The organism is Paracoccus sp. SSJ, assembly GCF_030234105.1.
Classification (GTDB): domain Bacteria; phylum Pseudomonadota; class Alphaproteobacteria; order Rhodobacterales; family Rhodobacteraceae; genus Paracoccus; species Paracoccus denitrificans.
The window spans coordinates 38124-62383 of the sequence record NZ_JASSPE010000020.1 but is presented as its reverse complement, the minus strand read 5'-3'; the positions used below and the strand labels follow the sequence as shown (position 1 = coordinate 62383).

Below are 24260 nucleotides of genomic sequence, written 5' to 3'. Positions count from 1 at the left end.
GGCGAAGGCTGCCCCCGCTGCCAAGGCCGCGCAGGAGCCCGTGACGCCGGCCAAGCCCAAGGCGGCCGCCGGATCCGGGGCCGGCAAGCCTGCCGCCGAGCCGGTTGCCAAGTCCGGCGCCCGCAAGCCCGTGTCGCGTGCGCGGGCGGCCAGCCGCAGCGATCCCCGCACCGGCACGCGCCGCAAGCCCTCTGCCAAGGCCGCCGCGAAGGCGCAGGCCGAAGCCGCATCGCTGAGCGCGGTCGACGAGGCGCTGCGCCCGCTTGGCGCCGTCGGGCCGGGTGCCGCGCCGCCCATGGCCGCGCCCGCTGCCGCGAGCCCGACCCCCGCCGGGACCGAAAGACCCGCCGCCCCCGCCGCCCCCGCTGCCGAGCCGTCCAGCGCCGCCGCCTTCGCCGAAGCCGCCTTCGGCGTCGGCAGCCGCCTGCCCGAGCAACTGGCCCAGAACATCGAACGTATCGAATCGCTGACCCAGCGCCTGATCAGCGCGCTGGGTCAACGCCGGCCGCACAGCCCCGGCGTCGAGCTGCCTGGTCCCGAACTGTTCGCCACCGCGACCGGCGCCTGGATCAAGCTGCTGACCGAGCAGCCCGAGCGCGTGCTCAGCCAGCAGGTCAGCTATTGGGGCGAGACGCTGCGCCATTTCGCCGAGGCCCAGGCCGCCCTTGCCCGCGGCACGCTGAAGCCGCCGCCCAGCGAGGGACCCCGGGACCGGCGCTTCTCGAACCCGCTCTGGGAGGCGCATCCGTTCTTCAACTTCATCAAGCGGCAATACCAGATCAACGCCCAGGCGCTGGAAGAGGCGGCCAGCGCGCTCGACCTGCCCGAGATGACCGACCGGCGCCGGATCGAATGGTTCACCCGCCAGATGATCGACATGATGGCGCCGACGAATTTCCTGGCGACCAATCCCGACGCGCTGGAAAAGGCGCTGGAGACCGAGGGCGAAAGCCTGGTCAAGGGCCTTGAGAACCTGGTGCGTGACGTCGAGCAGAACAATGGCGAGCTGATCGTCTCGCTGGCCGACCGCGACGCCTTCCGCGTGGGCGAGAACATCGGCACCACCGAGGGCACGGTGGTGGCGCGCACCAAGCTTTACGAGCTGATCCAGTACAAGCCCACCACCGCCCAGGTGCACGAGATCCCGCTGGTGATCTTTCCGCCCTGGATCAACAAGTTCTACATCCTCGACCTCAAGCCGCAGAACAGCCTGATCAAATGGATCGTCGATCAGGGCTATACGCTGTTCGTGGTGGCCTGGAAGAACCCCGATCCCAGCTATGGCGATACCGGCATGGACGATTACGTCACTGCCTATCTGGAGGTGATGGACCGGGTGCTGGACCTGACCGACCAGAAAAAGCTGAACGTCGTCGGCTATTGCATCGCCGGGACGACGCTGGCGCTGACGCTGTCGATCCTCAAGCAGCGCGGCGACGACCGGGTGAATTCGGCCACCTTCTTCACTGCGCTGACCGATTTCGCGGACCAGGGCGAGTTCACCGCCTATCTGCAAGAGGATTTCGTCTCGGGCATCGAGGAGGAGGCGGCGCGGACCGGCGTGCTTGGCGCGCAGCTGATGACGCGCACCTTCAGCTTCCTGCGCGCCAACGACCTGGTCTGGGGGCCGGCGATTCGCAGCTATATGCTGGGCGAGATGCCGCCCGCGTTCGACCTGCTGTTCTGGAACGGCGATGGCACCAACCTGCCCGGGCGCATGGCGGTGGAATACCTGCGGGGCCTGTGCCAGCAGAACCGCTTCGTCAAGGAGGGGTTCGACCTGCTGGGCCACCGACTGCATGTCGGCGACGTCACCGTGCCGCTTTGCGCCATCGCCTGCGAGACGGATCATATCGCGCCCTGGCGCGACAGCTGGCGCGGCGTGGCGCAGATGGGCTCGAAGGACAAGACCTTCATCCTGTCCGAATCGGGCCATATCGCCGGCATCGTCAATCCGCCCAGCAAGAAGAAATACGGCCATTACACCTCGGATGCCGGTTTCGATCAGGGCGAGCAGCACTGGCTGGACAAGGCCAGGCATCACGAGGGCAGCTGGTGGGGCCGCTGGGGCGAGTGGCTGGCCCGCCGGGCGGGGGACATGATCGAGGCCCGCGATCCGGGCGAGGGCTTCGGCCCCGCGCCTGGGCTCTACGTTCACGAGCGGGCATAAAATTTTTCTGCACCGCAGCAAGAAAACCTTGCAATGCTGCAGTGCAGAAAGTATATGTTGGACAGAACAGTTCAAACGGTGCCGAAGCGTCGCGCCGACCAAGGAGAGAGCACATGGCCAAGACCCCCGACTTTACCAAGACCCTGCAAGAAGTGATGGCGAAATTCCCGGTCGACACCTCGTCGTTCCAGGACGCCTTCAAGTCGCAGACCGCGCTGGGCGAAAAGATGGCCCGCGTCGCGCTGGCCGCTGCCGAGCGTTCGACCGAGATCTCGGCCCAGTGGGCCAAGGACACCATCGCCCGCATGGGTGAGCTGACCTCGTCCAAGGAAGAGCCGGCCGAATACGCCAAGGCGCTGAGCGACTTCGCCACCGCTGCCGCCGAAATGGCCGCCGAGCACATGGCCGCCTTTGCCGAAGTGGCGAAGAAGGTCCAGATGGACACCGTCGACCTGATGCTGACCGCCGGCAAGGATCTGGCTGCCGACGCCCAGAAGGCCGCCGAAAAGGCCACCCGCGAGACCCAGGCCGCGGTCAAGAAAGCCGCTGCCGCCGCGTCCTCGGCCAGCACCGTGACCAAGGGCTGATTTCAGACCTTGACGGTATCGGGACAAGGGGGCAGTTCGCTGCCCCCTTTTCTCATGCCCGCTTCGGTTCCATCTGCAGCGTGGCGATTTTCTTTGCATTCTTCCGGGCCATTTCCCATCATGCTGCAAATGCATTGCCGGAGGAGCCATGGCTGAGGCCGAGAACACGACCCCGCTTCTGATCAAGCGCTATGCGAGCCGCCGCCTCTACAACACCGAGACGAGCGATTACGTCACGCTCGAGGATATCGCGGGTTTCATCCGTGCTGGGCGTCAGGTGCGCATCGTCGATCTCAAGACCGGCGACGACCTGACCCGGCAATATCTGTTGCAGATCATCGCCGAGCATGAGGGGCGGGGCGAGAACGTGCTGCCCATCGACGTGCTGATCGACCTGGTGCGCAGCTACACCACGCAGGCGCAATCGGTGGTGCCGCAATTCCTGGCCGCCAGTTTCGAGATGCTGCGCGAAGGCCAGTCCAAGATGATGGAGAACCTGTCGACCTTTCCGAACCCGATGTCCTCGATGCCTGGTTTCGAGGCGCTCCAGCGCCAGCAGCAGCTGTTCCTGAAGGCGATGTCGGCAGGCTGGGGCGCGGGGAGCAGCGGTCCCGAAATGGAAGAGACCGAGGGGGAGGAGCCCCGGCGCGGCGGCAAGAAGGGCTCCGGCCCCGAGGACATGGCCGAGATCCGCCGGCAGCTTGCCGAGTTGCAGAAGCGGATTTCGAAGCTTTGACGGAACTGCGGCTTGCACTGGTCGCGCCGTCGCGCTAGACGAGCCGCCACGGACGGTTGGCCGAGTGGTCGAAGGCGCACGCCTGGAAAGTGTGTAGGCGGGGAACCGTCTCGAGGGTTCGAATCCCTCACCGTCCGCCATCGCCTCAAATCAGCATTGATTTTATTCAATTATTTGCGGTTTTTGTATCGCGTTCGGCAGGTGATACAGCGTTCTGTTCCTGTTCCGTGCCGGTAACCAGCCGTTTCGCGTCCGCGGATTCGGTGTAATGCGCGGCCTCGGCCAAGGTCTTGTGACCGCCCCACGACTTGATGGCATGGGCCGATCCGCCGGCTTCGGCGATGCGGGTCAGTCGCGCTTTGCGAAGCCCGTGCGCGGTGCGACCTTCGAGCTTCGCCTCGCGCGCTGCGGCGCTGATGAGGTTGCTAAGCCCCTTCTCCGATCTCGGCCGCGCGCCGCGCGCCTGGAGGAACGTCAGCCCACCGGCGAGGCACCGTAACGCCTCCATCATCTCCCGCCGCTCGTCCGCCCATCCGACGCCCCAGGCGGGCAAGGGTGCGGTCCATGGGACATAGGCCATCCCTCCGGTCTTGGACTGCCGGAACGACAGCACGCCGTCCTTGCCGACGTGCTGCGGCCCGATCCGCACGGCGTCCACCGTCCGCGCCGCGGTCCACAGCAGCAGTTCGAAACAGGCGCGCTGGACGGTTCCGATTTTCCATTTCTTCCGGAACGCCTCTATGTCGCCTTCCGTCCAGACCTCGTGGCCCTTCAGCTTCACCTTTGGAGCCTTTACGGTCAGGCTCGGATCTTCCTCGATCAATCCGGTGCGACGCGCGTGATCCATGACCTTACGCCAGGTCTTGAGCCGCGATAGCGGCCTGGTGCCCGCCAGTTTGGCCAGGTCGGCGCTGATGTGCTTGGCTTTGATCGCCTTTATCGAGACGTGACCATATTCGGCGCGGATCGCCTCCATGTTGCGGGTCAGGATGTCGCGATAGACCGGCGATTGCTGCGCGAAAGTCGGCGATCCCCTGAATGCGATGCAGGCGGCGGCAAGCGATCCGCTCGGTGCAGCCGCCTTCCTTTCTTCAGGCTGGCCCTGCCCGGCTTCGCACCGCGCCCAGGCGGCGACGAAGTCCGGGTGCGTCTCGGGAATGTCATCAGGCAGGCGTATGCCGGTGGCCCGATGGTAGCGGATTACCTTGTCGCCGCGCTTCTGGCGCCTGATGCCCTTCAACTTCACAGCCCAAATGCCCTGTCGCATTCCGACGCCTCATTCCCGGTCTCACCATCAACAGGCAGACCGGAAGCGTATTCGTCAAGGGTGAGCCGGTCGTAAAGCCGCTTTCCCCCCAGCATCCGGCGGGGCAGGCCGAGGCCGCGCAACGTGGTCTCGCTGATCCCGAGGTAATGCGCAGCCTCCGGTGCGGGCAGAAGGCGCGGCGCAAAAGCTGGCTCGTGCTTACCCATCACGCCATCCTCCTCTCTTCTTCAATCGCAATATGCTGGCAGTTCGCGCCGACGATGGCGGCGGCGATGGGCGGGCAGACGCTGTTCCCGCAGCAGCTGACCTGCACGTCCTTGGCAAATGGAACCCAGCGCGGCCCGCCGTTGTGGCCGAGGTTGTCCCAGCCCGAACCGACATCCCAGACGCCCTCAATGACGTAGTCGTCGGGGAAGCCCTGGGCGCGGAACAGTTCGCGCGGGGTCAGCATCCGCATGCCGATGTCGATCACGACATAGGTCACGCCCTCGACCTCCAGCATGACGAACTCGCCACCGTCCCACGCACCATGCTCCCGCAGGAACTCGGCCACCTGGCGGGCGCGGGCATGATGCTCGGGCGCGAAGGGCGGTGCGGCCAGCTCGGCCTGCATGTGCGCCATCCGGTCTTTGACCGTGATGGTGTGCATCGGCTCGTCCGTCCGCGCGGCGACGGCGGTGCCGTAGTATTTGGCAAAGAACGCCGCGACCGGCATCTGATGGCTGCCCGTGGCGGTCACCGTCGCCATCGGATCATCCGCCCGACGCCCGGGATTGACCCCACCTATGCGGCGGCTGTCGTTGTTGTGCTGGGCGAGGAACGCGGCCACGGGATAGTGCTTCACCCCGCCCGCAACCACCGTGTTGAGCGGTGCGCACACGTCCAGCGCCCGGGGCTTCTGCCCGGCCCGTTCGCCATTGCCGACATGCACCATGGTCGCGGCGATCAGGCTGTTCTGGTCTTTCTTGCTGGCGCAGATCGTGTGGTGCGGATCCTCGGCCGATCGGTTGCCGCCGCCCTGCTGGGCATAGGTCAGCACCGGGGCGATCAGGGCGTGCTGGATGCCGCCAACCGTGACGGTGCCGAGGGGATCGGTGAGCGGATATTCCCGCCGCCCGCCGCTGTCACCGTGCGCGATGCTGGCCAGATAGGGCGCCAGCATCCCCAGCGGCGCGGCGGCGCCCGGCTTCTTGATCCAGCTGTTCGCGGTGATCGTCGCCATGGGGTCGCGCAGGTCCTGCCCCGTCGCGCCGCCGTTGAAGCGCTGGATGCTGGGGGCCAGCGTGGCGGTCGCAATGCAGCCGTCGGCCTTGGCCGTGATCGTGGCGAAAGGCTCGTCCCCGCCGCGCGGGCGGCTCTGGCCGGCCCGGCCGCCGCATCCGACGATGCTGGGAACGACCAGCGAGCTGTGCCCGCCACCGGCCAGCACGGTCGGATGCGGGGCATTCACCGGCCGGTCCCGCCGATCGGTGACCTTGAGGCTAACCAGGAACGGATCCTGCGATTCGATCACATAGCGGCCCATGCCGCGCGCCACGCGCGCCATGGTGTTCTTCGCCAGCGGCCGCACGGCGCGCAGGCCGTGCTTGGCCATGACCTCGGCCGAGGTGTCGAAGATCGACGGGCACGGCAGGGACCAGTCGATGCAGGTATGAGCGCCGACCCAGGGCAGAAGCTTGCCCTTGCGGACCTCTTTCGATTTCGGGTCACCGTGCGTCGGCTTCGGCCAGACGATGGGCCGGCCATCGCGGCGGGCGATCAGGAACCAGCGCTTGCGGATCGTCGGAGCGCCATAGTCGCAGGCGCGCAGCTCGCGCCACTGGACCCGGTATCCGGCCTTCTTCAGCCGCTTTAGCCAGAGGTCGAAGGTGACGCCGGCCAGTTCCTTGATCGGCTGGCCATCGTCATCGACCGGCCCCCAGGTCACGAACTCCTCGACGTTCTCCATGCAGATCACGTCCGGTTTGGCGAACTCGGCCCATTTGACGACGACCCATGCCAGGTCACGGATATTGCGGTCGCGGGGCGCGCCGCCCTTGGCCTTCGAGAAATGCTTGCAATCGGGCGAGGCCCAGAGCAGCCCGACATGCCGGCCCTTCGTGACGGCCAGCGGCTCAACGTCCCAGATGTTGCTGTCCAGATGCAGTGTCTCGGGGTGGTTGGCCGCGTGCAGCGCCAGCGCCTTGGCACTGTGGTTGATGGCCACGTCGGGCGACCGGCCCAAGGCCATCTCGATCCCGGTGGACGCCCCGCCACCGCCGGCGAAGCTGTCGATGATCAGGGGAAGGTGTGGCTGGAAGGTCATTCCCAGCCCTCCATCTCGGCCGCCATCCGTGCGGCTTCGCGCTCGCGACATGCGCCGCAGACCTGGTAGACCCGCCCGGTCATACCCTCTTCGAAATCCCGATGCGGGCGCAGATCGGATGCGAGCGTATCGCACCAATCGCATGCGCCCTCTCTGCCGGTCGCGGCTTCGACAGCCATCGCGTCGCGGCATTCAGCGCAGCAATCGATCATCTCGCAGCCGAAGGAATCGGTTTCGCCCTGGATGCGGGCAACCGCCGGCCGGTCTGGATGCTCATCGCACATCGTGCCGGGAGGAACCGCATGGTTCGAACCGGGCAGCGTGCTGATAGGGCCAGTGACATCAGCCATGGCTATCCTCCTCCGGACGGCAAAGCGGATCATCCCCGCCCAGGTGGGTATTGATCTGCCGCTTGGCGTCGGCCAGCGTCAGCGCCATGCCGTGGGCATCGGTCTCCTCGTGCGTCCATTCATAGGGCGCGCCCGGCACCTCGGCCTGACGGATCGCGATTCCGCGATGGATGATGGGGAGGATCTGGTCAGCCATGGGCGCCTCCTTTCAGGGCGCGCAGGGCTTCATCGGCCCATTCAAAAGCATCGGCCCGCAGCGGGGTCGTTGACGGGATTTCCAGCGCAAGGCGTTGCAGACGGGCAGCGGCGAGTTTCAGCGCCTCCGCGACCGACGCGCTGGATTGCGGCGGGTGGGCGTAGAGAGGCGTGGCCGCAAGACTGCGGATTTTCTCGGATAGGATTTCTGCTTGAATAGCACCGGCGATCCAGCGGCGCTTTTGGTCCTCGTCGCCTTCCTCGGCAGCTTGGGCGCGGCGCTTTCTGGCCGCGTCCTCGCAAAGCTGAACGACTTTTCCGACATCAACCAAGCCAGCCCGCACCTGCCCCTCGGGCTGCGGGGCTGGCGTCAGGGCGGCGTTGTGCGCATCGACGATGGCTTCGAGGTCCTCTCGTGCGATCTTTTGCGGGGGCAGGATCGCATCGGCGTCTAGGTCACCGTCGATCTCGATGCCCCACCACCCACGGCCAAACGCGCTTTCAAAGACACGCCAGCGGCCCGCCCGCACCTGCTGGCCCGAGGCGCGGCCGTCACGCTCCCCAGCCTCATACCCCGCGCTGAACGCGGCGCATTCTGCCATGTCCGCGCTGCGGTCGCCAATGAATGCGAGCAGGTGCTGCGCCGCGGTCCTCACAGCGTCTTCGTCGGCAGCGGACAGTTCGCGTCCGCCGTAGCATTCGGTTTCGAGCCTGACGATCTGCTCGCCGCCCGTTTCGACGGTCACTGCCCAATGCGGATGTCGCGCCGTTGCCGCCCGCCGCGGTGCTTCCTCGGCCGGTCCCTGCCAGGTGCTGCGGCCAATCTCGACGGAAACGATGGGGCCGGTCATGCTTCATACTCCCAGCAGGAGATATCGGCCTGGGCGCAGGCTTCCGGCCCGTCCTCGCGCTGATCAACCTCAGCCCAATAGGTCGGGGCGGCCTCGCGGGCGTATGCCTCAATCGAGGATCCGTCGGCGAACTCGGTGCCGCCGATCAGCACCATGTGATTGACGAAGCGCTCGATAAATTCGGCTTCCGTGATGTCGCCGGTCATGCGTCACCGCCTTCCGCGGCTTTCGCCCAAGCTGCGATTTCGGGTTCATCGCCGCTGCTGAACCGCCACGGCATCGGAGAAAGCTGATGCGCGACCTGCCATTCGTCGATTGCGGCGCGGACACGGGCCTGCAAATCCAGGTTGACCGCCGGATCGAAATCCAAGATTGGATCACCATCCTCGTTGCAGAGGTCATATAGGCTTTCCTCGGCCGCCTCGAAGAACTCGCCCTGGTCGAAATGCTTCGACACGCGGACCGGCGCTTTCGTGGCCTGCATGATCAGCCGATGCTCATTATCTTTGGCCTCTGCTTCAGCCTCCTCGCGGGTGGCATAGGGTCCACCAGTCCAGACATCCTCGTCATTCGAGGAATACCAGGCGGTGTCGCTGGCCGTCAGTTGTTCGATGGTTTTCATGCGGTCCTCCGCAGCTTCTGGTTTTCGGGTTGATCGGCGTCGAGCAGGTCGAAGAGGCTGGGCATGCCGGCCTCGCGCGATGCGGCCTCGACGTATTTGCAGCCGTCGAGCCAATAGCCCTTGTTCAGTTCGACCCCGATGCCCTTGCGGCCGAGCTTCACGGCGCGGAAAGGCACGGTCATGAGTCCGCCGAACGGGTCGTAGACCCACTCGCCGCGCTCGGTGAACTGGGCGATGGCCCGGTCGACGATGTCGTATTGCAGCGGGCACAGGTGCATCTCGTTGCCCTTGCGCGCCTGCTCGGCATTGATGGTCATCATTCGCGCGACATCGGTCCACACGTCGGGATGCGCGCTATGCGGGGGCAGGAGCATGAAGGTCGGCGGCAGCCGGCCCTTCTTCTCCAGCCCCTCGCCGATCCGGACGTGATGTTCGAAATCGTAGACCTGCTGGAGGTTGTAGGCTTTCCAGACCTTGTAGACCTGGTCGGCGTCCAGCCCCTCCAGTTCTTCGGGCTGCAGGGTCCGGTCGCCGTTCGACCGCATGTAGCCATGCGCATCGATTTGCCAGCGGGCGCGGCTATAGCCGCCCTCGTTGCGCCAGTCCTTGGCCTCGGGGTCCCATTCCTTCTTGGCCTTCTTCACCGGCCTGTCGGCGTAGCCGTTGCTGGTGTCGCTGGGCGGCCGGCGGAAGATCAGCAGGTATTCCGGCACGCCGCAGCCCATGCGGCTGCCATCCTTGCACTGTTCCGACCAGCCAAGGCGATAGGTCTGGTTGTTCTCACGCACGACATCGGTCGTGATCGTCTTCATGCCGAGGTAGGCAAAACCATGGCGCTGGAATTCGCGCACGCAATCCATGTGCAGGGTCGAGAGGGTCTGGAAACCGAAGCCGTTGATGCCCCCGGGGATGATCCGGTCCTTGACGTGGATGGCGCAGATCCGGCCCGGCTCCAGCACCCGCAGAAGCTCGGGGATCAGGAAGCCCATCTGCTGCCAGAAATGCGGATCGTCGTCGGTATGGCCGAAATCCGCATAGTTCGGGCTGTATTCGTATTGGGTGCTGAACGGGATCGAGGTGACGATCAGCTGCACCGAGGCGTCGGCCATGCTGCGGGTCTCGGCCACGCAATCGTTGTGGACGCAGCGGTAATCCGGTCCCGAGGCCTCGACCCGCTCGACACCGAGGGCGCGCACCAGCGCCTGCTGCATCGCGACCTCGGACAGGCCGAATTCCTTGATGATGTTGATCATTTTCTGAACCATCTCGTTGTGCTGACGCCACTTCCGCTCCAGCGAGCGGCGGATTTCGCGTTCAGCCTCGGTGTAGATCAGGTCGAGCCGCACGCTGTCGGCGGGCTGGCCGAACCGCAGCAGGCGGTGGATCGCCTGGATGAAATCGTTGAACTTGTGGCCGATGCCGAGAAAGACGTGCCAGGCGCAGTGCCGTTGCAGGTTGGTGCCCGAGCCGAGCATCACCGGCTTGGCGCCCAGCTCCTGCACCCGGCCATCGGCGAAATCGCCGATCAGCTCCTCGCGCTGGTCGAGGTCCTGGGAACCGTAGACCGTGGCGATGCCCGGCACCGTCTTTTCCAGCGCGGCGCGTTCGGCCTCCAGATCGTGCCAGATGATCCGGTGCGCGGCCGGGCCCTCGGCGCGGATCTCCATCAGCTTCTCGATCCGCGCCGGCAGGCTCTCGCGCTTCTCGCGCGCCGCGGCCGAGAGATCGGCCGTCGCGTCCTTGAACATGCGCTTCTGGCCGCTCTTCTCGATGGCGGCGCCGGCGAGGTGATCGACCGGCAATTCGTGCCAGCGCACATCGAGCGGCGGCAGGTCGTAGCCATCATCCGAAAAACTGGGGTCCAGATCGGAAGGCTTGGTGACGAACAGCGCCCAGGACGCGACCCACAGCCAGAACTCCCGCTCCTTGTGCTGCATCAGCGTGAGCTGGTCGGCCTTCTCGCTGTTGCGCTTGAAAAACCGGGTCTTGGCCTGGCCGATATCCATCACGTCGAGGAAGCCGGCATAGGACAGCAGCTCGATATAGTCGTTCGGGCTGGGCGTGGCGGTGGCGACGAAGCGATAGGGCACGCCGGCGGTCTTGATCCGGTTCGACTGGTCGCGCCGGTCGTCGCCGGCGAACAGCGCCATGAACTCGCGGAAAGTCTTGGTGCCGCCGAACCCGCGCAGGATCGCCGCTTCGTCGAGGCTGACGCCGATGAACGGATCGGGCGCCACCTTGCCCTCGCGCACCGATTCGTAATTGGTCAGGTAGATGCCCGGCCCGTCCACCTGATCGCTGTCGCGGATGAATTTCAGGTCCACGGCGTAGCTGCCCCGGAACCGCTCCTGCGCCTCGCGCATGAACTCGCGCCGGACGCCCAGCGGCGCAGTGATCAGCGTCGGCTGGCCCGTCGTCTCGGTCAGGACGCGCATCGTCTCCAGCTGCGTCGCGGTCTTGTGCAGGCCGAAGCTCGCGAACCAGGCGCGCCGGCCGCCTTGCAGACCCCAGCTCACCATGCGGCGGGTGTGCGGTTTCAGGGCGGGGTTCAGCGTCGCCTCATCGACCTGCATACCGCCAAAGCGCGGCGCGATGGCTGCTTTCGCGCGCAGGAAGTCGTCATAGGAGGGCTGCTGTCCCATCAGATCGCCCCCGCCAGCACGCGCCGGTCATGGTCGGCCTGGGTGCGCCCCTGCCGGTGCAGGTCGTAGCGCTTGATGCCCCACTGGATGGCGCGCATGCACCAGACCAGGTGGAAAGACGCGGTGGTGATGCGCCGGTCCCAAAGATTGGAAAACGGCGCGTTGCCGGTGACCGGGCAGCGCCAGGCATAGAGACGGTGCTCGGCTTCTCGCGTGGTCGACGGGGCGGTGAACAGATCGTCCCACTTTGCCTCGCGGACGACCGTAATAGCATCCCGCAGCGGCATGTCGCGGATGTGGCTGCCCAGCATGGAGCGCACCGCATCGATGTAACCCCCTTCGTCGAGGTCGTAGCGTTCGCCGCCCTTGCAGATGGCTGTAAGCTTCTCGTCCCAGTAGTCGACGTTGATCCGGTCGCCTCGGTCATAGGCCGGGCCGGCGTGGCGGAAGAACTCGAACATGTCGATCAGGCGGGCGAACGTGTAGTCGCCCATGTCGCCGCTGATCGTGAGGCGGCCGGGCCAGGTGACCAGCCGGAAATAATACGCCGAGGAGCGCGGCCGCTTGAACAGGATCGAGCGGTGGACGCCCTGATCCAGTTCGATGGTCATCTGGTGATCGCGCACGTCGGACAGGAAGCGGGATTGGCTGGCCATCGCTCACGTCCTCATCGGCATGAGAACGACCGTCAGGTCGGGATCCTCGGTCAGGATCAGGGCGGCATCGCTCGCGGTGCTCGCCTCGATGCGCACGGTGTCGAAGATCCGCGCGATCTCGCGGACATAGCCTTCGTTGAAGCCGATGGCGAAATCCCCGTCGGCTTCGATCGGTATCTCGACATCAATCCCGAGTCCGAGGCTGTTCAGGTTGGCGACGCGCTTGCCCAGGTCGAACTTCAGGGCGTCACGCAGGAGGTGCATTCTCCTGGTGTTCGGGAATCGCCGCAGCAAGGCGCGATTGATCACGGCATAGCCGCGCATCGTGCTGCGGTCTGGTATGACCCGCGTGTAATCGGGATAGGCGCCGTCGATGCATTTGACCGTCAGCGTCCAGCCGTCGCCGGAAATCTGCATCCGCACGGGGTTGGCCGAGCCGCCGATCCGCAGCGACTGATTGCCGCCGTGGGTCATCAGGTTGTGCAGCGCGGCCACCGAGTAGCGGGGGAAGATCAGGTCGGGCAGGGGCCATTCGGCATCGGTCTGATACAGCGCCAGCCGATGGCCGTCCGTGGCGGCGCCCGCAAGGCGTCCCTCGCGACGATGCATATAGATGCCGTTCAGATAATAGCGCGTCTCCTCGGTCGAGATGGCCCACCGCACGCGGCCGATCATCTTGGCAAGCGCTGCCTCCGGTATGCTGACCCACGACATGCCCTTGGTGCTGGGTGCCGACGGCCAATCCGAGGCGGGGCAAAGCAGTTGGACGCAGGCAACCGCCGGGCCGATCCGCAGCGTCGCGACATTCCCGTCCATGGTGATGCCGACGCTGTCGTCGCGCTCGGCACCGTTCAGCAGCGCGAGCAGCAGGCGCGCGTCGATCACGAAGGGCTCGCCCTCGGTGCAGGTGGCCGGGCAGTCCACCATCAGCCAGCTATCGAGGTTGGTGCTTTCGATCCGCAGCTTGTCGTTCAGCGGCTCGATGCGCAGGCAGCCCAGGACCGGAATGGTGTTGCGCCGTTCGACCACGAAGGCCGCCGCGTTCACCGCGCGGCGCAGATCCGCGACGGTGCAGGTGATCCCGGCCGTGGCGGCGGGCTTGATGGGCTCCATCAGGGTCATGGTGGCCTCAAAAACTTTGGCCGAGCAGGCCGGATTGCAGAAAAAAGCCCCCGGCCCGAGCAGAAGCCGGGGGCCAGTGAAGCCCGGCGGGACAGGCGAGCGTCCGGCGGGCAGGAAACTTAGGAGAGCGTGGTCAGGAGACCCATTCGGTCGCGCAGACCGGTATCGGAACGGTCCATTCGCGCGGATCGCGGTTGTCGAAGAAACGAGCCAGCATCGCCGCGCTCAGCAGGCGGACGCGATGGCTGCCGCGATGTCGGATCGCGTAATGCTGCTGCATCACAGCCCCTCCGACAGCGCAACCCAGCCACCGTCGCGCGCCTGGGTTGCCGTCGGCGCGAGGAAGTCCAACACCGCGCCCGTATCGGGCAGGTAATCCCAAAGCATCCAGCAGGCCACGACCAGCCAGAACAGCAGGCCGGCTGCAAACAGGGCGCTGATGAACCAGCAGGCGGCACAGGCGCGCCGGTCTCGCGCGGCTGGCACCCGGCGGCCGAAATCCCGGAGCGGGAAGTCGATGTTGTCGATGGCAGCCATCATGCGCCCTCCGGAAGATACGACGCGCGCCGGGGCTCGCGGCTTGCCGGGCGGGAACGGGCGTTCACAAGGATGCGCCATGCCATCGTGCGGATGAACGCGGGCTGTTGTGCCGCACGCTCCGGGTCGGCGATCAGGGCGCGGGCACGCTCGACCGCCCGCGAGCAATTCTGAACGGGCAGGGACCGCATATGATGCCTCCTTTCACAGGTTGAGAAAGTTGTGGTCGGCAGTCAGTCTGGCTGCGGGCCGCGCTGTCAGGACGCGGCCCGCGAATCCCCACGCCCAGCAAAGGAGAACGCGGGAAATGCATGGAATGGATGAAGAGCAGAAGCTGGCGGCCGAGTTGGAGCCGCCGGATCTGGAGGAGGTCGGAGAGAAGCTGAGGGAACTTGAAGCCCAGACCGCGGAAATCCCGGGCGTCATGCGGCTGATCGAGGATTTGCGAGCGGCGCTGAGAAAAGTGCAGGATGACATCTCCCTGCGCACGCAGGATATCGTTGCCATTGAGCTCGCGCTGAAAAAGGCCGGGATCATGAAGTGACCTCGCCTTCGCGCGCGGCCACGACCCGGTAGGCGCTGTCACGGACGCCCACCGGGCTCGCGACGAGACGCCCGTCCGTGTCAAACGTCACGTGGATCTTCTCTTGGTCGTCGATGCCCAGGGCGCGCATGGCGGCCGCGATCTGCGCCTTGCTCGGCGTCCATTTCTCAGGCGAATGCAGCCGAGTGATGCCGCCGTTTGCCGCGCGCAAAGCGCCGACCCATCTTGCAGCCCCATCGGGGTCCGCCACGACAATCTCGCGCAGCATGTCTGCTAGTTTCGCGAGATCGCGCGGCATCTCTCCATCATCGGCCGGTCGCAGGGGGATGTCCTTCACGGCCCAATCCAACACCCTGATCGCCGCATATGCGGTGAAGCTGTTCGGAGCGGAGCCGAGGACCGTGTGCGCGGCAAAGACGATAACGTCTTTCTTCATCTCCTGAAGGCGTGCCTGAGCGTCGTCGGCGCTGCTGTAGTCGTTCATCGGCAGGGCGACGTTGGACGTGTTGTGGGACATGGGAGGCTCCATCCAAGGGTTGCGGATGGTCATTAGTTGCCTGACAGAGAACCATCAGTCAATCAAAAAATTCTCTGTGGGGAAACACTCTGGAACGCCATCACGCTTAGGCATGAAAAAAAGCCCGCATAATGCGGGCTTTGCTGGTGTAAGTTGAGGCGCTCGACATCCCTTAAGGGTCGACAAACTCCACGTCTTGCCGCCGGATGGCACGCCGCCATGGCGCCGCCCAAACTAAGCGGACGCCGTATTCTGGCGGGTGCGCCGAGTTGACGGAGTAGAGATCGAATGTCCCTTCCTCCCGACCCCTCCGAATCTGCTTGATCAGGGCGCGCCCATCGTCGGTCTGACAGATGCTAACGTGGCCAATCGCGGCAGGATCAATCCCCACGAAGTGCCGAGTGAAGAAGACAATATCGCCCGGCTCGATCAGTGGCGACATGGAGTCCCCGGCCACTTCTACAGCAACAATGCCAGAGGACGGCAGATCGTCAGGTGCGGCTACGTGGTATAGTCCACCGCCCTTGGCGTAAGCGTCAACCAGTTCGACCACGGTGTTTCCGGCGCCAACCTTGCCCGCGACAGCAACTGGTCTTTGATCCTCCAGAATAGCGGAGGCTGGTAGCTCAAAGACTTCGGCGATGCGCTCCAGCATTTGGGCGGATGGGCGCTTGGTGCCTGCCACCAGGTTACTCACGTAGCCAGGTGAAACGTCCAATTGCTCAACCAGCCACCGCTGCTTGAGGCCTCGCTCGGCCAGGATTTTCCCGATCTTCAATTTCATGCGCCCTTATCCTCTGGCGGTCTGGGCGTTGGAATGAGCTGCTGGAGATAAATTCGCCCACAGAGAAGTTTTGTGTTGACGACAGAACTTTCCTGTTAGAGAACTTTTGGCATGCTGACCGAAGCGATCAAATCCATGGGCCTGAAACGTGCAGTCGTCGCCGAGAACCTCGGTATCGGCCGTGCATATCTCTCTGGCCTCGAAAGCGGGAAGAAAAAGCCTTCCCTCGAACTGGCCGTCAAGATTGCCCGCCTCACCGGCGGCGCGGTCCCGGTGGAAAGCTGGGTTGATCCAGAGGTCAGCGCCATCCCTCAACCCGCCGCCACGGCGGCACAACCCCAAGAGCATCCTCATGTCCCTGATCTGCAAAGTCCCTGATCGTCCCCGATCTGGCCTGCCTTCGCGGCAAATGTCCTTCACGCCCCCGGTCGGGGGTCGCGGCCGCTCGGCTGCTGCGCGTCGCAGGGCGCATGTCCACGCGCAGCGCGATACCGACGATTTCCTGCGGCGCTGGTCGATGCTGATGATCGTCAGCTTTTCCACCGCCGAGGCCTGCGGCCAGCATTTCGGCGTGACCAAGCAGACCGGCTGCAACTGGCGCGAGGGCACGCACCGTCCCTGCGGCGATGCGGTGGATTTCGCCATGCAGACGCTGCCCCGCTACGCCGAAATCATGTGGGGGCAGTGATGAGCGATCCCGATCTGAACCGTGTGAAGGTGAAACTCGTGGACGAGCATGGGCGGCGCATTTCTCCCATGGATCCGATGCTGTTCACCGAGCATCCGATTTCGCGAGGCGCGGCGGAGGCCGCTTGCCGGGCGAGTGTGGGGATTGGGCGGTTTGGCCGCCAGTTCACCGAGATGGTGCCCGTCTGGTGGGATCGGCTTCGGGCGGCGGAAACGCCCGAAGAGCGGTTGACCTGCGAACGGATGATCAATGCGATCAACTATGCGCTCGGGCTTCATCGCCATGAACTGGGCGCCCGCCTGGCCGCGAGCAATGTCGAGCGTCGCGACCGTGAAAATGCCGCCGAGTCTGCCGCTGAAGCCGCCGCCGAAGAGGCTGCCGCGGTTGAGCGCTGGCGAGGGTTCACTCGTGGTTTTGGAAGCTGACCGATATGCTCGAAATGGCTTCAGCAACGAGGGGAACGCCACGGCCTGCTGCATCATCCGCAGCGTCTTCAAGACGTTCAGATATGGCGGTTCGGATCGAGGGAGATTCTGCGGCGATGGCGGTCATCAACTCGATGATCGCGACCTCAAGCGCCTCGACGCGGGCGGTCAGTCGGGCGATTTCTGTCATGGCGGGCTCCTCTGGATGGACGGGGAGAGTTTCCGCCACCGGCCGAGGGATTCGCAATCCGAAAAACCATGACCAACACGGGCTTTCAGGTTGCCCGGGGCGGGGGAGTAAGCCGGGGCGCAGCACCTGGTCCACCCGTCACGATTCCGGCCGCCTCGGGCGGGATTGACCGGGATCGTGGAACCTGCGGCTGGCCCGGCCGAGAGCCGCCCCGAGGCGGCAGGGCAAAAACACACGCCGGATCGAGGCAGCGGGTCAGGGCGTGTCAGGCGGGGCGGCCAATTCTCCTCCCTCGGGTCGCCCCGCCGATCTACGCGCCAAGAGGATTTGACCATGATTGCTCACCCCCGGGATCTGAAAAGCAACACTGCGGCGCGGCTCATGTCGGTTGCCGCGATCCGCGCCCGGTTGTCCATGCTTGCGGTGGCCTATGCGGCCCGCATCGGTGCGGTGAACATGAATGATGTCCGTGCGACGGCATCCGCGGTCGTCGCAGTGTTCGGCGAGGATCACGACCTGTCGCGCGAGATGCGCGGCTTCGTCGATAACCTGCCCGAGCTGCGGCGGCATGTTCCCGATCTGGCATCGGCCGGTGACCGGCTGATCCGGGCGGTCGAGCGCACCACCTGGCCCGATGCCGACGGGAGGGCCGATATCCATGGCTGACCAGATGCGCCTCTCACTCGCCGATCAGGCGATGATCCACGCCCTGGGCGTGCTGTCCCGACCGCCGATCACGGATCGGGCCGGTCTCGACATGGTCGTTGGCGTCATGCGCGACCTGATGCCGGGGGTGACCCGCGAAAACCCGCAGTTGATGGGCCTGATCCAGACGGCCGATCAGTTCGCAACCTGCCGCGTCGCGGTTCCGGGCTGCTATGGCGGCCTGCATGACCGGGCGTGGAAGGTCATGAACAACTGGGACCGCCGCAGACTGGCCGAGGCATGGGACCGAGCGCGGGGTGCGAAATGATCAGGGCCATCCAGGGAAAGGGCACGAACCGGGCGCGCGTCATTTGCGACGAGTGCGGGCGAGAGGACGTGGTGACCTGCGACTATCAAACGAGGTCGAACGGAGTTTCCGAACCGCATGCCGGCCAGATCCACAAAAAGCTCACCCGGCAAGGCTGGGACGTTCGGAAGGGGAAGCTGCATTGCCCCAGCTGCGCCGCTCACCGCCGCGCCTTTGCACAACAGGAGGGTCAGGAGGTGACCGTGACCAAAGTAAGCGCCGAGGCCTGCGAGCCGCCGGAAGCGTCGCGCGAGCAGAAGCGTCTGATCATCATGGCGCTGGAGGAGGCTTATGACGTCTCCGCGCAGCGGTATCGCGGCGGCCAGACGGATGCGACCCTCGCCACCGAACTCGGAAACGGCATCCGTGCGGGCTGGGTGGCTGAAAAACGGGAGGAGCTGTTCGGGCCGGCCGGCGGAAACGAGGAAATGGACGCGATCCGGAACGAGGTCGCGGCAATCGAAGGCGCGCTGTCCGATGGCCTCGAAGGTATTCGCAGCGAGATGCTCGGCCGGATATCGGCACTGACCAAGCGCCTGGATGCGGTATGTGCGGCCGTGGGTCCGCGCGCCGGGAAGGTGTGACATGAGAACGCACCGGGATCGGCACGGCAATGCGTATCGCGCCGGTGCGCGCGACAGTGTCGGGGATTTCCTTGCCGATCTGTTGGCGCTGACGCCGCCATCGACCCATGACGACCTGAAAAGGCTGGCCCGCAACGTGCTGGCCCGGCCGAAATATCGGCGGATCGAGCATCGCAACGCCGAGGCGGGCCGGCCATGACGCAGGACGATCACCGCCTCGACGAAGCCAAGGCCATGCCCATCGCCGATGTGGTGGCGCGGCTGGAGCTATCCGGCCTGGTCCGCACCGGCGGCGAACTGGTCGGGCCGTGCCCGCAATGCGGTGGCCGGGATCGCTTCGGCGTCAACCTGAAGGACGGGGTGTTCACCTGCCGGAAGGAATGCGGTCCGCACGCCCGGGGCGACCAGATCGCGCTGGTGCAGCATGTGCTGGGGCTGGATTTCCGCGCCGCGCTGGAATGGCTCTGCGGGCCGGTCCAGGGCCTGTCCGATGCCGAGCGCGCCGAGCGGCGGCGCAAGGCCGAAGCGAATCGGCGCAAGCAGGCCGACATCGCCCGCCGCGCGCGCGAGAACTCGATTCGGGCCGCGCTCCAGATCTGGTCCGGTGCCCGTCCGGCCGAAGGGACTTTGGTGCGGGACTACTTGGCGCTACGTGGAATCGATCCCGCCCTTTTTCGAGATATGCCGGACGCCCTGCGCTTTGATCCCGATGCGCGCTACACAGTTCCTGTCGAGGGCAAGGCCAATGAATGGCAGACCCTGCATGTCGGGCCGGCCATGGTCGCTGGCGTTCTAGATGCCGGGAACCGGGTCACCGCAGTGCATCGCACTTGGCTCGACCTGGGTCAGCCCAAGGGCAAGCTGGTGCTGCCCGATCCGCGCAAGCCGGGCGAGACGCTGCCCAGCAAGAAGGTGCTGGGATCGAAGAAGGGCGGGGCGATCCGGTTCCTGACCCCGCAGGGTTGCGACACCATGATCGTGGCCGAGGGGGTCGAGACGACCCTTTCCGCCCTGATCGCGGAGGCCATGCCCCGGCGCTGCGCCTATTGGTGCGGCGTTGACCTGGGCAACATGGCCGGGCGCATGCAGCGCGGCCCCGGCCTGAAATATGCCGGCCGGCCCGACATGGACGATTCCGAGGCCTGGCTTCCGCCGGTCTGGGTCAAGACGCTGATCTTCGTCCAGGACGGGGACAGCGATCCGAAACTGACGCGCGCCAAGCTCCTCGCGGGATTGCGGCGCGCCAAGATCAAGCGGCCGGGCCTGCGGGGCTACATCGTCCACGCGGGCGACGGCCGCGATCTCAACGACATCCTGATGGGACAGCGAGATGAGTGACGAGCAGGAGATTGTGAACGCCGTAAACCGATTCGAGGTGATGTTTCGCGGTTTCGCGGGCCTCGACGATCTGTCGATTTCCGAAACGCGCGGCCTGTTCATCGCACTTTCGGACCTCATTGCGGAAATCGTGGTCAGCTGCAGCGACGAGACCGACCCGTTCCTTGACCTGATCCGGGCGAAGATCGAGCGGTTGCGCGCGGTGGGAGACACCCGGATCGATCCGGAGCGGCTGCAATGACCGATACCTGTAATGATGACGCGCTCGGTCAGGTCCGGGCTGTGATGAGCAATGCCGAAGAGGTCGATCTGCCCGAGGGGATGGAGCCGGAGGCCTCGGCCGGGGATGGCGACAGCAATTCCCCTGGAACCCCTTCCGAGGGCCAGCCTGACGATCCGTTCCCGGATTGCGCGCAATATCCGCTCAACGACCACGGCAACGGCCAGCGCTATGCCCGCCACTACCGGGAAGAGCTGATCAATGTGCCCCGATATGGCTGGCACGTCTGGACCGGCCAGCGCTGGCAGAAGGACGAGGACGGCATAGAGGTTCGACGCCGTGCCCAGATGCTGGGCGATCTGATATCGCGGGAAATCCCTCACCTTCGGCTTGAGGACTGGCAGATGCAGATCCTCGAGGACGGCGTGCAACTGCGCCGCCGTGAACGCGAGCTTAGCCGGCTCATCAATGCCGAGGGCGAGGAGGCGAAGGCCGCGCAGCAGGAGCTGGACAGCATGGCACCCAAGCTTGCCCGGCTGGCCGGAATAGAGAAGGTGATGGGCTCGGTTCGCAAGGATCATCACGGCTGGGCGAAGACCTCGGGGAATACGACGCGGATCGACGCGCTGATCAAGGAAGCCGGCGTCGGCCTGGCGGTGGCGTTCGATCAGTTGAATGCCGCCCCGCTGGATGTCTGCTGCGAGAACGGCGTCATGCGGTTTTCGGTCATTCCGGGCGATCCCGAAAGCGGCATGAGCCCTATGGCGGACATGCAGTTCGTGCCGCATGCCCGGGATCAGCTGATCACCAAGATGATGCCGGTGCGATACGACCCGGAGGCAAAGCGGCCGATCTTCGACAGGTTCATCACCCGCATTCTGCCCGATCCAGAGGTCAGGCGCTTCGTGCAGCGCTGGTTCGCCCTGAATACCACGGCATTGACCGGCGAGCAGAAGCTGGTCTTCTTCTACGGCCTCGGCGCCAACGGCAAGTCCGTGCTGGTCGACCTGATTGCCCGCATGTTCGGCGATTACGCCGCCACGGCGCGGATCGAGACCCTGACCGGATCGACGAAGAAGGACGGATCGGCCGCGACGCCGGACCTGGTGCCGCTGATGCTCGCCCGCATGGTGCGCACATCCGAGCCCGAGGAGGGCGAGAAGCTGCGCGAGGGGCTGATCAAGCAGCTGACCGGCGGCGAGCCGATCAACGTGCGGCCGAACTTCGGCGAGCAGATCGAGGTCACGCCCAAGTTCAAGATCACCATACAGGGCAACTATCGCCCCGAGGTTCGCGGCCGCGACGACGGGATCTGGCGCCGGCTGCTGATCGTGCCGTTTGACGTGACCATTCCGCCGAAGGAACGGGATCCAGACCTAGGCGCCAAGCTGTGGGAGGAGCGATCCGGCATCCTCAACTGGCTTATCGAGGGGTTGATAGACTACCTGGAAGGCGGGTTGCAGGAGCCGCAGGCTGTCCTCAGCGCAACCAACGAATACCGCGAGGAGAGCGACCCACTCGGCTTCTTCCTTGAGACCTGTTGCGTTGTCTCGGGGCAGCCCGAGGACAGCGAGACGGCAAAAGACCTCGCGCTAGCCTTCCAGCTTTGGCAGGACGAGCAAGGTGGAAACGTCTGGCAGCAGGGCACGATCCAGCGCCAGATCAAGGACAAGATGCGCCGATGGGTCAGTCCGAGCACCGGAAAGAAGTTCTCCGAACGCAAGTCGAACGGCATCATGCGATATGACGGCATTCGCTTCTCGATGGAGTTCGGGCACCGCTTCCGAACCGCGCCGCGCGACGCGAACGGCCGTCCCATCGCTGGTCGCAGCGGAGGCCAAGATGGCGGTCTGTGATCCCCGCACCCCTGTTCCGACTGGCATGAGGGAGGAATTTGCCTCCCTCCAGGGAGGAAAGGGAGGGTCTGCCTCCCCGTGTTTTCCGACGACATTACAAGGGGTTCGGGGCGTCAGGGAGGATAGGGAGGAAAATTCCCGCATACGCGTATGCGCGAGAAGGGAAGGGGTCTGGGGTGATGAAGGCCCCATATGCGTGGACCCGGTTTTGCCTCCCTATCCTCCCTGATGGCATCAACTGTCTGTAATCTAAAGATAATCCTCTCTGAAATATCTCCCTCAATCATCCCTCAAGATAATCCGATCCTCCCTATCCTCCCTGAAGAAACAGCGACCGAAACAATAGGCAGTATGATGAGCAAGAGGGACCACAATATGTTGAGAGCGGCGCAGAGGGCCGAAGCGGGGAAGTCGCTGATCATGGCCGCAAGGGAGGCTCGGGATGCCCGGAAAGCCCAGGAAGCCGCCCGGCTTGCCGCCATCCGGGACGCCAGCGCGATCCCCGATCAATGCGGCCCGGATACCATCGCGGCGCCGGCGCGCGGCCCGTTCGTCGTGGAGCCGCAGTTTACCATGGTGCCGAACGGGGTTGATGAGCACGGCCTGGACAAGTGGGCGGCGGCGGCCACGGGCTACGGTCACCGGGCCAGCGTGCGCGCGGCCGATGTCTTCGACCGCATGATTGCTTCGGCCCTGCGGCGCAAGCGGCCTTGCCCGCTGACCCATGGACAGATCGCCATGGGCCGGCACTATGCGATGCTCGTGGAACTGGCGGCGGCCGATGGCACCAAGGTTTCGCGCCTCGATGCGTCGCGGGCGGGCGGCGACAGCATGGGCTGGATGGATCGGCATCTCGACATTGCCCAGGAACTGACGATCCTGCGCAACCGCATCGGGTTCAGCGCAGCCATGACCGTGCGGCGCATCCGGCCGTCCAAGCGGGGCGAGACGCAGCGCGGTCCGATCATGGATCGCGTGCTGGTGGACATGGTCTGCCTCAAGGGCCGCACGCTGGACGAGGTGCTGATCAGCCATGGATGGAAGAAGAACGCCCGGACCTACAAGGCTGTCACAGAGGCGCTGAGCGCGGCGCTGGACCGCATGATTGGATATCGGGTCAAAAAAACTTCTTGACCGCTTACGTCACTCTGTGAGACAGAATTCACTAGTATCACGAATTGCGCCCGCAGGGATCATATCCCGAGCGGGCGTTGTCATTTCCGGACATTGCCATGCTCAAGTTGCTGCTTGATGACCGGGAAGTGCAGGCGCACCTTTCCCGGCTCTCGGATCGCCAGGTGCGGATCGCCGGCACGTGGGCACTGAACGATACGGCCCGTGATGTGCTGGCGCACGTGCAGGGCAGGATGGACGAGGTCTTTGATCGGCCGACATCGTTCACGAAGAACGCTTTCACGGTGAAGGGCGCCCGCCCTGATAACCTGACGGCGGAGGTCACGGAGCGGCCATCGGTGGGGCGTCGGCATTTCCTTAAGGTGCAGGAAAGCGGCGGCGCGCGCGGCCGGACGGGCCTTGAGGGTCTGCTGGATGCGCGGCTCGCATATGACGGGATCATCACCGCGGTCACGCCGGCGGGCGGCGCCAAGCTCAATGCCTATGGCAACTGGGACACGGGTGAGCGTAACCGTGTTCTGTCTGCGGTGCAGGCTCAGCGCGACACGACCGCGAACACCACTAAGACCTCCCGCAAGCGCAACCGCAAGCGGGCGGGCTTCTTCGTGCCCCGGGCCGAGAGCCGGCTTTCGGCCGGGATCTGGAAGCGCGAGGCCGATGGGACCATCAGCAAGGTGCTGCACTTCACGCGGGCCATGCCGACCTATGATCCGCGCCTCGGCTTCCTCGACGGTGCTGCTGATGTCTATCGGGCGAGGTTGCCCGACCACCTGCGCCGCACAATCGCGAAGATGGCGGCTCGGTCGGGCGGCTGACCCCTCCCGCCCCCCCCATTGCCCAAAAAAAGGGCACCCCGGGTCCTTCCCCCCATCGAACCGCACGGGGGTCATTCGCGCCCCGATGGTTTCGGGTCCCTTAACATCTGGAA

At 65.2% G+C, this 24260-nt stretch carries 32 protein-coding genes and 1 tRNA gene; 17 read left to right on the top strand and 16 right to left on the bottom strand.

The window, feature by feature from the left end; translation table 11 throughout:
* Positions 1 to 253: 253 nt before the first annotated feature.
* The 4 genes from phaC (at position 254) to QPR87_RS19035 (ending at position 3633) form a co-directional block, all read left to right on the top strand.
* Positions 254 to 2170 carry a class I poly(R)-hydroxyalkanoic acid synthase gene (gene phaC / locus QPR87_RS19050; RefSeq protein WP_502921625.1) on the top strand — a complete coding sequence of 639 codons (1917 nt, stop codon included), beginning with the start codon at positions 254 to 256 and terminating at the stop codon, positions 2168 to 2170.
* Positions 2171 to 2283: 113 nt separating this feature from the next.
* A complete protein-coding gene (locus tag QPR87_RS19045) occupies positions 2284 to 2757 on the top strand; it encodes a hypothetical protein (protein ID WP_011747298.1) in 474 nt (157 codons plus the stop codon).
* Between the two features lie 148 nt (positions 2758 to 2905).
* A complete protein-coding gene (gene phaR, locus QPR87_RS19040; protein WP_104494109.1) occupies positions 2906 to 3493 on the top strand; it encodes a polyhydroxyalkanoate synthesis repressor PhaR in 588 nt (195 codons plus the stop codon).
* A gap of 50 nt (positions 3494 to 3543) precedes the next feature.
* Positions 3544 to 3633: transfer RNA gene (locus QPR87_RS19035), tRNA-Ser, on the top strand.
* 26 nt (positions 3634 to 3659) lie between these two features.
* Here the strand turns inward: QPR87_RS19035 and QPR87_RS19030 are convergent.
* From QPR87_RS19030 to QPR87_RS18970, 13 genes are all read right to left on the bottom strand, one after another.
* Positions 3660 to 4760: a tyrosine-type recombinase/integrase gene (locus tag QPR87_RS19030; protein ID WP_285050842.1), complete on the bottom strand. Its 1101-nt coding sequence runs from the start codon at positions 4758 to 4760 to the stop codon at positions 3660 to 3662.
* Positions 4736 to 4966 (bottom strand): helix-turn-helix domain-containing protein, encoded by a 231-nt coding sequence (locus QPR87_RS19025; protein WP_285050841.1) that lies wholly within the window; start codon positions 4964 to 4966, stop codon positions 4736 to 4738. The genes QPR87_RS19030 and QPR87_RS19025 overlap by 25 nt, the downstream gene beginning before the upstream one ends.
* A complete protein-coding gene (locus tag QPR87_RS19020) occupies positions 4966 to 7065 on the bottom strand; it encodes a DNA cytosine methyltransferase (protein ID WP_285050840.1) in 2100 nt (699 codons plus the stop codon). The genes QPR87_RS19025 and QPR87_RS19020 overlap by 1 nt, the downstream gene beginning before the upstream one ends.
* A complete protein-coding gene (locus tag QPR87_RS19015) occupies positions 7062 to 7415 on the bottom strand; it encodes a hypothetical protein (RefSeq protein ID WP_285050839.1) in 354 nt (117 codons plus the stop codon). The genes QPR87_RS19020 and QPR87_RS19015 overlap by 4 nt, the downstream gene beginning before the upstream one ends.
* The gene (locus QPR87_RS19010) at positions 7408 to 7611 is read right to left on the bottom strand and encodes a hypothetical protein (RefSeq protein WP_285050838.1); all 204 of its coding nucleotides are present in this window, start codon (positions 7609 to 7611) and stop codon (positions 7408 to 7410) included. The genes QPR87_RS19015 and QPR87_RS19010 overlap by 8 nt, the downstream gene beginning before the upstream one ends.
* Positions 7604 to 8461 (bottom strand): hypothetical protein, encoded by an 858-nt coding sequence (locus tag QPR87_RS19005; RefSeq protein WP_285050837.1) that lies wholly within the window; start codon positions 8459 to 8461, stop codon positions 7604 to 7606. Before QPR87_RS19005 ends, QPR87_RS19010 begins: the two co-directional genes overlap by 8 nt.
* Positions 8458 to 8667, bottom strand: a complete 210-nt coding sequence (locus tag QPR87_RS19000) for a hypothetical protein (protein ID WP_285050836.1) — start codon at positions 8665 to 8667, stop codon at positions 8458 to 8460. The genes QPR87_RS19005 and QPR87_RS19000 overlap by 4 nt, the downstream gene beginning before the upstream one ends.
* Positions 8664 to 9083 (bottom strand): hypothetical protein, encoded by a 420-nt coding sequence (locus QPR87_RS18995; protein ID WP_285050835.1) that lies wholly within the window; start codon positions 9081 to 9083, stop codon positions 8664 to 8666. Before QPR87_RS18995 ends, QPR87_RS19000 begins: the two co-directional genes overlap by 4 nt.
* A complete protein-coding gene (locus QPR87_RS18990) occupies positions 9080 to 11725 on the bottom strand; it encodes a DNA methyltransferase (RefSeq protein WP_285050834.1) in 2646 nt (881 codons plus the stop codon). The genes QPR87_RS18995 and QPR87_RS18990 overlap by 4 nt, the downstream gene beginning before the upstream one ends.
* Positions 11725 to 12381, bottom strand: a complete 657-nt coding sequence (locus QPR87_RS18985) for a hypothetical protein (protein WP_285050833.1) — start codon at positions 12379 to 12381, stop codon at positions 11725 to 11727. The genes QPR87_RS18990 and QPR87_RS18985 overlap by 1 nt, the downstream gene beginning before the upstream one ends.
* 3 nt (positions 12382 to 12384) lie before the next feature.
* On the bottom strand, positions 12385 to 13503 hold the full coding sequence (locus tag QPR87_RS18980; RefSeq protein WP_285050832.1) for a DNA polymerase III subunit beta: 1119 nt from the start codon (positions 13501 to 13503) through the stop codon (positions 12385 to 12387).
* Positions 13504 to 13636: 133 nt separating this feature from the next.
* On the bottom strand, positions 13637 to 13783 hold the full coding sequence (locus tag QPR87_RS18975) for a hypothetical protein (protein ID WP_285050831.1): 147 nt from the start codon (positions 13781 to 13783) through the stop codon (positions 13637 to 13639).
* Positions 13783 to 14040, bottom strand: a complete 258-nt coding sequence (locus QPR87_RS18970; RefSeq protein ID WP_285050830.1) for a hypothetical protein — start codon at positions 14038 to 14040, stop codon at positions 13783 to 13785. Before QPR87_RS18970 ends, QPR87_RS18975 begins: the two co-directional genes overlap by 1 nt.
* A gap of 316 nt (positions 14041 to 14356) precedes the next feature.
* On the opposite strand from QPR87_RS18970, the gene QPR87_RS18965 reads away from it, so the two are divergent.
* Positions 14357 to 14584 (top strand): hypothetical protein, encoded by a 228-nt coding sequence (locus QPR87_RS18965; protein WP_285050829.1) that lies wholly within the window; start codon positions 14357 to 14359, stop codon positions 14582 to 14584.
* Here the strand turns inward: QPR87_RS18965 and QPR87_RS18960 are convergent.
* The gene (locus QPR87_RS18960; protein ID WP_285050828.1) at positions 14574 to 15101 is read right to left on the bottom strand and encodes a hypothetical protein; all 528 of its coding nucleotides are present in this window, start codon (positions 15099 to 15101) and stop codon (positions 14574 to 14576) included. The two genes, QPR87_RS18965 and QPR87_RS18960, sit on opposite strands and share 11 nt — an antisense overlap.
* Before the next feature lie 172 nt (positions 15102 to 15273).
* A complete protein-coding gene (locus QPR87_RS18955; protein WP_285050827.1) occupies positions 15274 to 15885 on the bottom strand; it encodes an XRE family transcriptional regulator in 612 nt (203 codons plus the stop codon).
* Positions 15886 to 15996: 111 nt separating this feature from the next.
* Between QPR87_RS18955 and QPR87_RS18950 the strand changes: the two genes are divergently transcribed.
* From QPR87_RS18950 to QPR87_RS18940, 3 genes are read left to right on the top strand one after another with little or no spacing between them, the layout of a single operon-like run.
* Entirely contained in the window at positions 15997 to 16263 is a 267-nt protein-coding gene (locus tag QPR87_RS18950) for a helix-turn-helix domain-containing protein (protein WP_285050826.1), read from the top strand.
* A gap of 31 nt (positions 16264 to 16294) precedes the next feature.
* Positions 16295 to 16573, top strand: a complete 279-nt coding sequence (locus QPR87_RS18945; protein WP_285050825.1) for a hypothetical protein — start codon at positions 16295 to 16297, stop codon at positions 16571 to 16573.
* Positions 16573 to 16998, top strand: coding sequence for a hypothetical protein (locus QPR87_RS18940; protein WP_285050824.1), 426 nt, complete (start codon positions 16573 to 16575; stop codon positions 16996 to 16998). The genes QPR87_RS18945 and QPR87_RS18940 overlap by 1 nt, the downstream gene beginning before the upstream one ends.
* Here the strand turns inward: QPR87_RS18940 and QPR87_RS18935 are convergent.
* On the bottom strand, positions 16976 to 17188 hold the full coding sequence (locus QPR87_RS18935) for a hypothetical protein (protein WP_285050823.1): 213 nt from the start codon (positions 17186 to 17188) through the stop codon (positions 16976 to 16978). The two genes, QPR87_RS18940 and QPR87_RS18935, sit on opposite strands and share 23 nt — an antisense overlap.
* A gap of 333 nt (positions 17189 to 17521) precedes the next feature.
* Here QPR87_RS18935 and QPR87_RS18930 point away from each other — a divergent pair, with 333 nt between their 5' ends.
* The 9 genes from QPR87_RS18930 (at position 17522) to QPR87_RS18890 (ending at position 24147) form a co-directional block, all read left to right on the top strand.
* Positions 17522 to 17854 (top strand): hypothetical protein, encoded by a 333-nt coding sequence (locus QPR87_RS18930; protein WP_285050822.1) that lies wholly within the window; start codon positions 17522 to 17524, stop codon positions 17852 to 17854.
* Complete coding sequence (locus QPR87_RS18925) at positions 17847 to 18161, top strand: hypothetical protein (protein ID WP_285050821.1); 315 nt, start codon at positions 17847 to 17849, stop codon at positions 18159 to 18161. Before QPR87_RS18930 ends, QPR87_RS18925 begins: the two co-directional genes overlap by 8 nt.
* Positions 18158 to 18784, top strand: a complete 627-nt coding sequence (locus tag QPR87_RS18920; protein ID WP_285050819.1) for a hypothetical protein — start codon at positions 18158 to 18160, stop codon at positions 18782 to 18784. Before QPR87_RS18925 ends, QPR87_RS18920 begins: the two co-directional genes overlap by 4 nt.
* Position 18785: 1 nt before the next feature.
* Positions 18786 to 18983 (top strand): hypothetical protein, encoded by a 198-nt coding sequence (locus QPR87_RS18915; RefSeq protein ID WP_285050818.1) that lies wholly within the window; start codon positions 18786 to 18788, stop codon positions 18981 to 18983.
* Positions 18980 to 20122, top strand: a complete 1143-nt coding sequence (locus tag QPR87_RS18910) for a DUF7146 domain-containing protein (RefSeq protein ID WP_285050817.1) — start codon at positions 18980 to 18982, stop codon at positions 20120 to 20122. Before QPR87_RS18915 ends, QPR87_RS18910 begins: the two co-directional genes overlap by 4 nt.
* Entirely contained in the window at positions 20115 to 20363 is a 249-nt protein-coding gene (locus tag QPR87_RS18905) for a hypothetical protein (RefSeq protein ID WP_285050816.1), read from the top strand. The genes QPR87_RS18910 and QPR87_RS18905 overlap by 8 nt, the downstream gene beginning before the upstream one ends.
* The gene (locus QPR87_RS18900; RefSeq protein WP_285050815.1) at positions 20360 to 22198 is read left to right on the top strand and encodes a DNA primase family protein; all 1839 of its coding nucleotides are present in this window, start codon (positions 20360 to 20362) and stop codon (positions 22196 to 22198) included. The genes QPR87_RS18905 and QPR87_RS18900 overlap by 4 nt, the downstream gene beginning before the upstream one ends.
* 354 nt (positions 22199 to 22552) lie before the next feature.
* Entirely contained in the window at positions 22553 to 23332 is a 780-nt protein-coding gene (locus QPR87_RS18895) for a hypothetical protein (RefSeq protein WP_285050814.1), read from the top strand.
* Between the two features lie 98 nt (positions 23333 to 23430).
* Positions 23431 to 24147, top strand: coding sequence for a hypothetical protein (locus tag QPR87_RS18890; RefSeq protein ID WP_285050813.1), 717 nt, complete (start codon positions 23431 to 23433; stop codon positions 24145 to 24147).
* Positions 24148 to 24260 lie beyond the last annotated feature (113 nt).